The organism is Acinetobacter sp. SM1B (assembly GCF_003289665.1).
GTDB classification, from domain to species: Bacteria; Pseudomonadota; Gammaproteobacteria; order Pseudomonadales; family Moraxellaceae; genus Acinetobacter; species Acinetobacter schindleri.
Genome location: NZ_QMBM01000001.1, coordinates 1,443,436 through 1,456,171, shown reverse-complemented (window position 1 = coordinate 1,456,171; position 12,736 = coordinate 1,443,436). Strand labels below are relative to the sequence as shown.

At 38.7% G+C, this 12,736-nt stretch carries 11 protein-coding genes and 1 pseudogene; 4 read left to right on the top strand and 8 right to left on the bottom strand.

Translation table 11 applies throughout. The features are described 5' to 3' along the window. Positions 1-12: 12 nt before the first annotated feature. Both C8322_RS06965 and C8322_RS06960 read left to right on the top strand, forming a co-directional pair. Complete coding sequence (locus C8322_RS06965; protein ID WP_004893026.1) at positions 13-720, top strand: SIR2 family NAD-dependent protein deacylase; 708 nt, start codon at positions 13-15, stop codon at positions 718-720. An 83-nt stretch (positions 721-803) separates the two neighbouring features. Beyond that, positions 804-1,703 carry a LysR substrate-binding domain-containing protein gene (locus C8322_RS06960; protein WP_004893023.1) on the top strand — a complete coding sequence of 300 codons (900 nt, stop codon included), beginning with the start codon at positions 804-806 and terminating at the stop codon, positions 1,701-1,703. A gap of 364 nt (positions 1,704-2,067) precedes the next feature. Here the strand turns inward: C8322_RS06960 and map are convergent, their stop codons facing one another. Then, positions 2,068-2,862, bottom strand: coding sequence for a type I methionyl aminopeptidase (map, locus tag C8322_RS06955; protein ID WP_108675289.1), 795 nt, complete (start codon positions 2,860-2,862; stop codon positions 2,068-2,070). Between the two features lie 349 nt (positions 2,863-3,211). Between map and brnQ the strand changes: the two genes are divergently transcribed. Both brnQ and C8322_RS06945 read left to right on the top strand, forming a co-directional pair. Next, the gene (gene brnQ, locus C8322_RS06950) at positions 3,212-4,498 is read left to right on the top strand and encodes a branched-chain amino acid transport system II carrier protein (RefSeq protein WP_004893019.1); all 1,287 of its coding nucleotides are present in this window, start codon (positions 3,212-3,214) and stop codon (positions 4,496-4,498) included. Positions 4,499-5,083: 585 nt separating this feature from the next. Continuing rightward, complete coding sequence (locus C8322_RS06945) at positions 5,084-5,299, top strand: hypothetical protein (RefSeq protein WP_004893017.1); 216 nt, start codon at positions 5,084-5,086, stop codon at positions 5,297-5,299. 109 nt (positions 5,300-5,408) lie between these two features. Here C8322_RS06945 and C8322_RS14560 read toward each other — a convergent pair whose 3' ends face one another. From C8322_RS14560 to C8322_RS06910, 7 genes and pseudogenes are all read right to left on the bottom strand, one after another. After that, positions 5,409-5,894 (bottom strand): hypothetical protein, encoded by a 486-nt coding sequence (locus C8322_RS14560; RefSeq protein WP_008304148.1) that lies wholly within the window; start codon positions 5,892-5,894, stop codon positions 5,409-5,411. A gap of 395 nt (positions 5,895-6,289) precedes the next feature. Then, positions 6,290-8,512 (bottom strand): DUF6351 family protein, encoded by a 2,223-nt coding sequence (locus C8322_RS06935; protein WP_111810748.1) that lies wholly within the window; start codon positions 8,510-8,512, stop codon positions 6,290-6,292. 587 nt (positions 8,513-9,099) lie between these two features. Beyond that, a pseudogene (gltS, locus tag C8322_RS06930) lies at positions 9,100-10,322 on the bottom strand (sodium/glutamate symporter). A 124-nt stretch (positions 10,323-10,446) separates the two neighbouring features. Further along, positions 10,447-10,668, bottom strand: coding sequence for a hypothetical protein (locus tag C8322_RS06925; RefSeq protein WP_111810482.1), 222 nt, complete (start codon positions 10,666-10,668; stop codon positions 10,447-10,449). Positions 10,669-10,686: 18 nt separating this feature from the next. After that, positions 10,687-11,226 carry an adenylyltransferase/cytidyltransferase family protein gene (locus tag C8322_RS06920; RefSeq protein WP_213065967.1) on the bottom strand — a complete coding sequence of 180 codons (540 nt, stop codon included), beginning with the start codon at positions 11,224-11,226 and terminating at the stop codon, positions 10,687-10,689. Further along, on the bottom strand, positions 11,213-12,058 hold the full coding sequence (locus C8322_RS06915) for a hypothetical protein (protein ID WP_111810480.1): 846 nt from the start codon (positions 12,056-12,058) through the stop codon (positions 11,213-11,215). Before C8322_RS06915 ends, C8322_RS06920 begins: the two co-directional genes overlap by 14 nt. After that, on the bottom strand, positions 12,058-12,657 hold the full coding sequence (locus C8322_RS06910) for a hypothetical protein (protein ID WP_111810479.1): 600 nt from the start codon (positions 12,655-12,657) through the stop codon (positions 12,058-12,060). The genes C8322_RS06915 and C8322_RS06910 overlap by 1 nt, the downstream gene beginning before the upstream one ends. Positions 12,658-12,736: the final 79 nt, after the last annotated feature.

The following is a 12,736-nucleotide window of genomic DNA, read 5'->3' as shown; positions in this document are numbered from 1 at the left end:
AAAAGAAACAAAATGAAAAAACTGGTGGTCTTTTCTGGTGCAGGTATGAGTGCTGAAAGCGGAATCAATACCTTCCGCGACAGTGATGGTCTTTGGGAACAGCATCGCGTAGAAGATGTGGCAACACCAGAAGCATGGCGACGTGATCCCGAACTGGTACAGCGCTTCTATAATGAACGGCGCAAAAAGATTCTGGCTGCACAACCCAATGCTGCGCATCAAATGATTGCTGAATTGGAAGTTGCTTATGACATACATGTGATTACCCAGAATATTGATGATCTGCATGAACGTGCTGGAAGTTCAAAAGTTATTCACCTGCATGGCAATATCCGGCTGGCAAAAACGTCTGGACCAAAAGCGCAATACACCACCGAGTTTTATCCAATTGATGGAGCTGAACTGGATCTCAATAAACACCTTTGTAAGGATGGCTATCCACTGCGTCCGCATGTCGTGTGGTTTGGTGAAGCTGTACCTGCTTATGCAGAAGCACAGGACTGTGCGCAGGATACTGATATTTTCATTGTGATTGGTACCAGCTTGCAGGTTTATCCGGTTGCTGGCTTGATTCATGAGATTTCATCGAATTGCAGCGCTTACTATATTGATCCTAAAGCCAATCAGCAGCACTTACCTCCTCAGTTTGAGAAAATTGCCATGACTGCTACCCAAGGCATGCAATATCTGAAAGATAAACTGCTCAATGAAGCTAGATAGTCAATAAAAAGACAAAGTCAGCATTGACACATTGCAACAATAATTCTTTAATCACCTTATTGTTGCGTATATGGAATGAACTCATGCTGACAGATCTGGATGACTTTTATTGTTTTGCCCAAGTGGTGGAACATGGTGGCTTTAGTGCAGCAGAACGCGCCACTGACATTCCCAAATCCAAACTCAGTCGCCGGGTTTATAATCTGGAAGAACGTCTCGGTGTTCGGCTAATTCAACGTAGCTCACGTCATTTTGCTGTGACTGATATCGGTATGAACATTTACCGTCATGCCCAGGTTATGCTCAGTGCCGCCCAAGCCGCCCATGATCTGGTCGATCATCTCAGTACTGAACCACGCGGCATTATTAAACTCAGCCTGCCAGTTTCTATTGCACAAAACGAAATCGCACGGATTCTCCCTGCATTTCTGAAACAATATCCTGAAATCAAAATTCAGATGATGGTCACGAACCGTCGTGTGGATATCATCAATGAAGGTTTTGATATTGCCCTACGCGTCCGTTCCAGTCTGGATGATGATCCAAATCTGGTAATCCGTCAGTTTGACCAGATCGAACAGCATCTATTTGCCAGTCAGGGCTATCTGAATGAATTTGGTCATCTGAAAAATCCGGAAGAATTGTCCGAGCATAAAATCCTGAGCATGGCGGATGAACATACTGAACAGTTTTTGATATTACACAATAATATGCAACAACAGAAAAAGATCCGCGTTATGCCGACAGTGCTTGGTTCCGATCTAAGTATGCTGGCACAACTGGCTGCTTCAGGCTGTGGTATCACCCTATTACCTGATAACGTCGTGCAGCAATATGTGGAACGTGGTGAACTGGTACGTGTACTTCCGGAATGGAAAGCAGCACATGGTATTTTCCATATGGTTTATCCGTCACGTCGTGGCTTGTTACCTGCTGTTCGGGTCTTTATCGATTATCTGGTTGAGCACCTGCATCATGATTAGATTAATGAGCATCTAAGTAAAATAAAATAATAAGTAAAAAAAGCTCATCTACGGAGGATGAGCTAGTCAGAGTCACTACAGCATTAAGGGGTAACAATATTTACTCTGTAAATCAAAAAATATATCGCTTAGATCATTATCTTGGCTCTTAATCAGTTAATTATACGAGCAAGAATAAATAAAAGAGATTGATACAGCTTATCTATCTAACTCATATAAATATAGAGAATGAATCTCATTTGCACCACTGCAAGGCGTAATATTTTGTATTGTTTTGAAAACGTATGTGTATGCTCATTTACAATTAAAAAAACACTGATTTTTTAAAAATCAGTGTTTTCACAATCAGAGATTTATCTTTTATTTAAATTGCAGGATAAGAGCCCGTGCCTTCTGGCCATGGAGATAACAATTCAAAGCCAGTGTCAGTCACATAAACCATATGCTCCCACTGCGCAGATAACGATTTATCTGCAGTCACCACTGTCCAGCCATCTTTAAATTCTTTAACACGCGCTTTACCCAGATTCACCATTGGCTCAATAGTGAATACCATGCCTTTTTTTAGTACCAGACCCTGACCCGGTTGACCATAGTGCAGAATGTTTGGCTGTTCATGGTACACCTTACCTATGCCATGACCACAGTATTCACGTACGATACTATAACCTTCACGATGTGCCACAGACTGGATGGCATAACCAATATCACCCAACGTTGCACCCGGTTTAACCGCATGAATACCGGCGACCATTGCTTCATAAGTGGTTTCAACCAGTTTTTTTGCTTCAGCCGAAGGCGTACCAACATAGTACATTCTACTAGTATCACCAAAATAGCCATCTTTAATAATCGCAACATCGATATTGATGATATCGCCATCTTTTAATACGGTAGTTGCTGATGGAATGCCATGACACACCACTTCATTAGGTGAAATGCAGGTAGTCTTGGTATAACCGTAATACCCCACATTCGCCGGAATAACATGGAGTTTATTCACAATAAAATCATTACAGATGTCATCCAGGTATTCTGTCGTGACACCTGGCTTCACATGCTCTCCGATCATTGCTAAAACCTCAGCAGCCAGACGGCCCGATATACGAAGTTTTTCGATATCCTGTTCAGTTTTAAGACTTATCGTCGAAGCTCTCATGTGTTCATCCTCTTGGTCAATCCTTGAATTATAGACCCTTTTTTCGAAAGATGCGGTGAATTCCTTCAATAACAGTGATCGGAAAATGTATATTTAAAACATGTATTGCTTATAGATTAAACAAATAAAACTATTCAGGATTTTTTAAAAATATTGATAATTTATGATGATTTTTATGAATTATAAATTTATTTGATTGAATTCATAAATTTATTTTCACCAAAGTTCTACCTATCAGTTAAACAGAAAATTACTCAAGGAAATTCATCGAGGCTCAAGCCAAAAGGTGCTCCAAAAATCAGCATATTTCCTTTAAAATCGCTTTCTTTTGTGCGTTTATTCTCCCTCTATGACAAGTCTCCGTACTCGGGATATTGTTGCCTTAGGTTTTATGACCTTTGCACTGTTCATCGGTGCCGGCAACATTATCTTTCCACCGATTGTGGCTCAACAAGCCGGTGAGCATGTATGGTTAGCTGCTCTAGGTTTCCTGGTTACTGCAGTTGGCCTGCCTGTTATCACCATCGTGGCACTGTCTCGTGTTGAAGGTTCAATCCAGATCTTAAGTTCACCTTTAGGTAAAGCCGCAAGTCTTTTACTGACCGTGGTTTGTTATCTCACTGTTGGACCTTTATTCGCAACACCACGTACTGCAACCGTTTCCTATGAAATTGGTTTCTCCTCTTATTTTGGTAATGAGCCAAGTAATCTGCTGATCTATAGTGTGATCTATTTTGCTGTAGTGACACTGGTTTCGCTGTACCCAAATAAAATTCTGGATACTGTGGGTTACTTCCTGTCTCCATTGAAAATTATTGCCTTGGTCATTTTAGGTGTAGCTGCAGTTCTTATTCCTGCCAGTAATCCACCTGCTGCGATTGGTAATTATGTTTCTAGCCCGGTCACTGAAGGCATCGTCAATGGTTATCTGACCATGGATACTTTGGGTGCCTTGGTCTTTGGTATCGTGATTGTGCGTGCAATTACTTCTCGTGGGGTCACTGACCGTAAGCTGATTACCAAATATGCGGTAAATGCTGCCATTATTTCCGGGATCGGCCTAACCTTGGTTTACCTCAGCCTGTTTAAATTGGGTCTGGGTAGTCATGAAGTTGCCCCAAATGCTGCCAATGGTGCGATTATTCTACATGCTTATGTACAACATGCCTTTGGTGATATGGGTGCCTATTTCCTTGCAATTATGATCTTTGTTGCCTGCATGGTAACTGCGATCGGGCTGACCTGTGCATGTGCTGAATATTTCTCATCGATTACTCGTTTACCATACAAAGCCTTTGTATTTGTTCTGGTTGGCTTCTCGCTGGTGATTTCAAACCTCGGTTTGACCAAACTGATTGCCGTTTCTGTGCCTGTACTGAGCGCGATTTATCCGCCTGCAATTGCATTGATCCTGCTGAGCTTCTGTGGACATTTCTTTAAAAAGCCTGCTCAAGTTGTTGCACCAACCACACTGGCTGCATTTATTTTCGGTATATTTGATGGTCTTAAAGTTGCCGGTTTTGATTTACCTGCTGCACTTCAGAATTTGCCGCTTTCTGAGCAAAACATGGCATGGCTTATCCCAGCCCTGATTGTTCTCGTGATTTCAGCTGTAATTGACCGTATCAGAAACTAATCTTTCTGCGCAGTGTCAATAAATCGTCTTTTTACCCAGAATACGATTTAAGCATGATCAATAATTGTCAGGTTTTACCCAAACGGACATTTATTGGTTCAATTCACTGCATGATTATCACTAAGCAAGCGTTCAGTTAAAAGTAGATAAAATTTAGCTGATACACAATTTAACCATTCGTTTAGCTAAACTACCCTAATCATTTCCAAAATTATTCAATTTCATTTACTTATATCAATATTCTAACAAATTTTATAATTCTTCAGCATCCCGCATACACGTGCTTACATTCTCTGTCGAGTAAACTACATATTGTGGCGTAAAATTTGCATTTTTCCGCTTGTGCCATTTAAGTTTTATCACCCAGCACTGCCTTAAACCCTAATTTAAGCATTTAAATGGTTCAGGTAAATTGCTGTACTTTGATAATTTTTATAGCTCTACGACTAAAGTTGCTGTATTTCACCAGAACAGTCATCCGGAGCTATTGAAAAGTTCTGGTATTCGAAGTACAACTGTATGTTCAATTCTGATCAATCCACTCAGTTTTGGACATCAATAACACTAAAAATAGGAGGGATGGAGATGTTATCAGTACATTTCAAAAAGCAAGTCTTCATTGACGCTCTTAAAGCCAATTCTAACCTTGTGGTGTTTCTAAGCACTACCTTTGCGCTAATGTTGACTTTAATCGTTCACTGCGTAATTCAAGGCAATTTAAAGCCAGAGTATTTAGCGTATGCGCTGATCGTCTCGGCTGCATTTTACCTATGGGTGGTCATTGACCAGAAATATCGCTAATTAACCTTGATGTTGAACCACATGGATGACTTGGCCACTCATCCATGTGGTAGAAGAAAAAGAAAAGTCCAATTCAAGTATTTCTCCTTCCAATCAGAATAAAAATAATCTAAAACAGCCCCTGTGTTGCGCCCCAAAGTAAGATTCCTGTTCCACCTAGTTCTGCCACAATTAACCCGATCATCGCCAAAGTCATTAATATGCCCGGTAACTGAACCTTGCCCAATTGATGCGGTTTTTTGAATTGGTTGGTGGTGTCTTTCAGCACGCCATGCAGAATATAAGCCCCAATTGAGAAGCTGAAAAAAGCAAGATTCAATACTACACAGATCAGATTTATAGTTTCTGAAAATTGAGAATAATAAGCCAATACCGCAAGAATTAGTGTGGCTGGTGCATACAACAAGCTGCTACGATGATGATATTGAATAATAGTGACCGAAATTGCCTGCGGGTCATACAGATATTTCTTTAGCTCCTTTTCACAGGTTAACGTAAACACCTGCTGATCAAACTCGGCAATTTTTTCAAAAAAATAATCTTGTTGTTGTGTGGATAAGGCTTTGAAGTCAAACACCGTCTCAGTGATATCCATAATCCTTCACCCTATGATTGTTTTAATTTTTCAGACTCATTTTAGTGTCACAACCCGGAATCAGTTATCACTATTTTCCTGGATTTGTCCATTTTGTGATAAATCATTGTAATTATATGAAATAATTCATATTAATCAAAATAATTGTGAGTAAATTTAATCTAATGATTTTACAACGCTTATCTGGGCTTTCTCGCTAAAAAACCTGATAATTCAGCGAATTAATGAGATCTGGTTAACATTTTAATTCGACCAAAGGTTATCTGCCTGCCATCTACACAACGGCGAAATAACCGTCGTTATATTACATGAATTTTCAACTAAAAATCAAAATGAATCATAAAAAAACCAGTGAAAAATCACTGGTTTTTGTGAAACAAAAAATGTGTGAAGAATTAAAACAACTGGAAAGCTTTAGATGCCCAGCCGCGTGCAGCCGATGAACTGACCGCAGGCAAAGGTTGTCCTCCATAAACTACGCTGCCCTGCCGATCCTGATAACTCATCCAGCCAATGGTGTCAGCAAAGCCAACTGGGGCTTGGCTATAGTCACACACGCCTTGCGGGAAAACCCGATGCAATCGCTGGAGCTGTTCATTGCTAAAGCGGACCGTATTGCCATAATCCGACACATTTAAAGGTTTCAGCTGACACTTGTTGGCATAGGTGGTCAGGCTGTCCCCGGCCACCATACGCGGTGTGCTATATACCGGTAATCTGCGCGTGCTGCACAGATTCTCGCGGTTAATGATGCCGGCAGTAATACAAGCATCTTTTACATCTGCCGGTTTGTTTTGGGTCAGTTTGGTGGCAATAGGCAAATCACTTAAGTCTTTTTCGACATTGCTTAACCAGCGGTCCATATCATTAAAGCTGATTTCCAGACATTTGACATCGGCAATCATGACCAGATCACCGCCATAAATCACATGGTTATTATAATTGCCATGCGCTTTTTCCAGTCGCGCCCGAATGGCAAAGGTACGATAGGCGTCATGGAACAGCGCCGGGTCCGGACCTCGACAGTCAATAATCGCCACTTTATTCAGGTTGTTCCCAACATTAATTAAGCCACTGCGATAGGCATTGTTCAGCGCCGTATAATTGGCTTCTAGACGTTTAGGCACCGCCTGAATATCAATATCCACACCGCCTATTTTTTCGTTTAACTGTACAAACTGTTCTGGGGTGATGATATTTTTCATCAAGCTGTCTAGGCCATATTGTACCCCGACATTATCCATCGGCAGGCCGGCAAAACCGCGACCAATGCGTTTTTCAGTTTCGGTCCACAGCTCCGTTGGACGTGGGGCCAGCAAATTAATTGCAGCATCCTGAATCGAGCAACGAATGCCTTGAGGATTATTGGTGGCATGATATAACTGCGCCGATGAAATTCCCTTGCAGATGGTATTTGGCCGCGCCACATCAAACTGGGCCAGCTCACTGACATAGCCATTAATTTCAGAAATATGTCCCTGAACATGCGCAATCTGATGCGGCAAGAAGCTTAAACGGCCTTCTGGAGTCTGGAAATAATTAATCATCAGGTGATAATCGGCGAACTGTGAAGCGGTACTCCAGGCATCAGGGAATGAGCAAGTGGGTAAAATCCCCTGATAAATTCCCGGATAGGCATTGGCTACCCATTGCGCTGCCAGCGCACCACCTGAACAGCCCTGCCCGATGGTATAGCGTAAGGTGCCATATTGCTCAATAAAACGCTCTTTGGCCATAATCAGCGATTCTGCCTGAATCGCCAGATTACAGTTATGACCACTATGGGACAGGGCGGTCGACATCACCCCAAAGCCGCGGCCTAAAGCCAAAATGGTGACATCAGGCAAAATGGAACTTGAAGTGGCAATGACCGTTGGCGCAGAGGCAGACTGGTAATCATTACCACAGCTTTGGCCATGCGTGACCACCAGTTTATGGTTAAATTGCGCTTGTGGCTTTAAGGCGGTCCACGGCTGGTTCGGATCATACAACACCGCAAAACGGTATTCATCGCGGTTCTGATAGCCCACTTCCTCACGCACAATAAATGGCACCGTTAGTCCTTCATCGGTAGTGGTGGTGGCAATATTCTGACTGGCCGGCGGTTGTGCCGGGTCATAACTTTTAATGAGTCCCAAGCGATTTTTATAGTAATAGTTATATTGCACAGCCTTTTGACAGAACTGATCGGTCGACGCATTAGTACAGGTCCAGGGCTTTAACTGCGGGCCAGACAGTAATGGTCCACTCGAAGGATGATTGATCAGGCTTAAATGCTGATAATAACGCCCTGCTTCAACCTTGAGTTGATTATCGCCCAGCTTAAGTCCTTCAACTAAGGCTTGGCGCTGCTCATTGGCAAATGCATCACTAATATTTTGTCCATTCAGGGACACTTTCAACGCCGTAGTTTGAATATCATCGGGCAGATCCAGTTTCAGCAATACATCCGAGTCTGTAATTAAATCTGGCCGGGTGGATAACACCTCCACCATTTCCCGTTCTACTTTTGAAGATGTTCCTGAACCGGAAGAATCTCCACCTCCGCCACCACAGCCATACAATATGACACTACACACCGCAATATTGAGGCTATTGAATACCAGTTTTCCTTTCATACGCTCATCCATAAATTATTATTTTCTGAAGTTTTTATCTGTATAACTTCATTCATGAGCATAAAGATAATTTAACAACAACCATTGTCATTATTGTTACTTATTGTTTTATGGGCTATTTGAAAAAATCACCAAAATCAGGGATAAAAACTCAATTAAGCGTTTAAATATTTGATTTAATTTCAAGCTATTTTGCATGACTTAAAAGATGAATAGTTATATAAATTTTACTTTAATTAACTTGGTAAATGATTAAATTCTTTTATTCTTGTGTAATATTTTCCATCTTATTGGAAAACTTTTGTAACTATTTAGCGATGAAATGAGAAATTCAAAACATCCAAATTTCAGATAAAAATGCTTAATTTTGAGCGATAAAACTTGCTCCTCCCCCCCACTTTTGACTATGACCTTCCATTTATAACCAGCAGATCAGAAAAACTTTCGTAGGTTTAAGTAAAAGAATGTGCTTTAATACGCTGAGTATGAGATGAGCCTCTTACAGTATGTGCCTCAGATGTGCATACGACTAGCCCCTAACCATGGGGCTTTTTAATGTCTATATGATTTTGAAGTCGTATTAAAATTTAACCGGAAAATGCAATGATACTCTGAATCACCACAGCATTCACAATATCAATAAAAAATGCACCACACAGCGGTACGATTAAAAAGGCTTTATGTGATGGACCATAGCTATTGGTGACCGCCTGAATATTGGCAATCGCAGTCGGGGTTGCTCCCATACCAAAACCACAATGCCCTGCTACCAATACGGCTGCATCGTAATTTTTCCCATGATTCTAAAGGTCACAATTGCGGTAAATAAAATCAGTACCGCTGTCTGCGCAAACAAAATGGTAATGAGCGGGCCTGCCAAATCGGCCAGCAACCAGAGTTGCAGTGACAGTAAAGCCATAGATAAATACAGGGACAATGACGCGTTGCCAAATACATCAATGGCACGGTCGAAAATATCGACTTTCAGTACATGCTCCAGAAAGTTACGTACAATTACTCCTGTACCTAAAGCCCAGACAAAGGTCGGCAGTTCAAACCATCTTCCCTGACTGATCTCTGTCATTTCATTCGCAACAAAAATACATAGCGCAAACATCCCCAAAGTCGACACTGCATTACTGGCTGTAATCAACCGGGTTTTCTTTGGATATTCGAAGGGTGCGGTGTTGATGCTAGTATCGAGTTGTTGTTCATTGGTCTCTTGCGCTACTGTCTCTGCCAACTGATTTCGTTTAATCAAGAATTTGGCAACCGGACCACCCACAAGCCCACCAATAATCAAACCAAAAGTAGCACTTGCCATTCCGAGGACAATTGCCCCCTGTATTCCATATTGAGTTTCAAGCACTTCACCCCAAGCACCGGCAGTACCATGTCCACCCGTTAAGGTAACAGAACCGACAATCAGACCAATCAATGGATCAAGCCCAAGTGCTGTGGCTAAACTCATGCCAACCGCATTTTGTACAACTACAAATAGAATGACACAGACCAGAAAGATCAGCAGTGATTTCCCACCTTCTTTGAGCTTGGTAAAGTCTGCACTTAAACCAACAGAGGTAAAGAACATCAGCATCAGAATGGTTTGAATTTCTGAGTCAAATGTGGCACTGATATTAAAAAATTTATAGAGAATAAAAGCTGTAATCGCTGCGATTAGACCGCCGATTACAGGTTCAGGTAAGTTATAGTTTCTAAAGAAGCCAATTTTACTAACAAGATACCGCCCAATAAAAAGAAAAAATACTGCAATCACCAAGGTGCCAAAGGCATCGATTTCATAATTCATAACATTCCCTATTAGCTTTATTTTCATACAGTTTTAGGAAAACAGTATGAAAAATCAATTTTAGAAATGTTATGCAAGTTATTGTTTCTAGTAATTGTTTAATTTATGTCCTAAATAGATTCAATTAATACGATGGAATATCATAAACCCAATTGTGTGCTTGCTGGTCTGTCGTACTTTCACAAACATAATAATCATGATCCCAAGCATCTTGATGGAAGATTTCCTTTTTATGGTAATTCACCTGTTTACCATTTTCGACGCAGACAAAGCTGTCGCCTTGGTCTTTGACTTGTGTTCCAATGAGGAAACCGCCAATACAGAGGAATCGGGATTGTGAGGGCATTTAATTAAATCCTTTATTCTACTTCTGTATCTTAAGTATATCTTCAATAATAGATATAGCTCCACTTGGCACATATTGCTTCCAAGATTCATCATTTTCTCTAATTAATTTACGAATAGTTGTCGACGACATTTTGTTAATAAGTAAATCTTTATAAAGAATATCAATCTGATAGCCAGCATTTCTTAGCTTATTAAGTTTATGTTCATTCCAAATTTCCACAATATTTGATACACAGATAATGTCTTTAGATAAAGTTATGTTTTCAATCTGATCAATATCAAAAGGTAAAAAACTAAATCTATCTTTATTGATACCACTTTCAACTAAAGAGGATTGAATAATTTTACAACGCTGTTCATAACTAAAAATATTATTCTCTGGATCATCTCTGTACATTTTATCCAAGAAATCTGTTTCAGAAATATTAGAAATATCAGGCTTAGTAATTCCAATATATAAATAATTATATTTTTCAAAAGCTTGCATAAAATATTTTAAATGCTCATTATGAAATGGCTGAAATCTACCATGTATGCAAGCTTTAGAATAATTCAATTTTTCCACCCTGATCACATTTCTTACAAAAACCAATTTTAAAACAATTATCGATCTCATTTAATGGACTTAAAAAAAGTATTGGTCCATTAAATTCACTACCGAATATTTTTTGACTTTCAATATTTGTAAAATCCTTTTCAAATTCATGAAACATATTTCTTTTAGCACTACAATCTAAATGGTCTACATTTTCAAAAACAGAAGGTATTTGATTGAGAAATATATTAATATTAAATTTATAAATTTTATTAAATAAGAACAACTCATTATATAAACCATAACCAGATATATCAGTTGCAAATAGTATATTATTAAATATATTCAGAATAAAACTATTATCTTTTTCTAGCAAATCTATAGATGACTTATTATTTTCATAATTATATCTACCACCTAATGGTTTTGTTAAAAATAAATTACCCTCTTCAAGCTTCTTTTTACTACCTATATTATCCGAAATAAGTGTTAAAGAAATAAAAGATTTTTCAGCAAATACTGTATGTGCATTTATCAAATTAATATTCTTATTTTTTAAATAATCTATTATATATTTAATTTGGCAACTTCTTTCTTTAACAGATAAATTATAATTAATACCAAAATTTAAAAAAGCATACTTCGCAGTCTCACCTGAAACCAATAAATCATTATTACAATGTTTAAAAGATATATCTACAAATTTTTTAAACGGCAAAGTTCCTTGATACACTAAATCCGTCGTTCCAAGTCCACTCATAATATTTTGATTATTAAAATTCAAGTAATCATAATCATGATTAAAATATTCTAACATTTCTGCAAAAGAAATTTTGTTGGAACAACCAATCACTACTCTAACTCCAATATTTGGGATTCTGGTATCGACTCCCAAAGATGATCAAAATATTTTTCAAAACCTGAATATAAAGATACATCATATCCATTTGTATTATATTTTTCTTTCAAATGTAATTGTGCCAATTGCTCACCTTGATGAGAGGGATCATTAAATAATGAATAACTTACTAAGCAAAAATTATTATTTATTAATGATAATCTAAACATAGGCATTTTAAATATTTGGTCAGCTTTATATAATTTAACTTCAATAGTAAGGTTGTAATCATTAACTAATTCCTTTAGTGTTTCTTGAGAACTTTTCACATTCTGTTGAAATGATGCTTCCTTTATCCCATTTTGTTTAGTTTGAGCATTTTTAGCTAATAGTTTTAAAGCTTCACTTTGCGGATCACATAAAATTAATCTAAATTTACCATTCTTGGAATTAACTCTTCTCACTGCTTCAGCAAACGCTTCTCTATTTTTAGTTAATTTACTTGCACCAACACCAATAAAACGAAAATCTTGGGTTATTAATTTTAATGTTCTATTATAATCAATCCCATTTTCAATTGTTTCATCAGCTCCACAAACTCCATTCTGCTCCAATCTAAATAAATAGTACCAAATTATAATTAGGCGAATTCAAACATGAGGTGCGACAGTTTGAAAAGTCTTATGATAATCA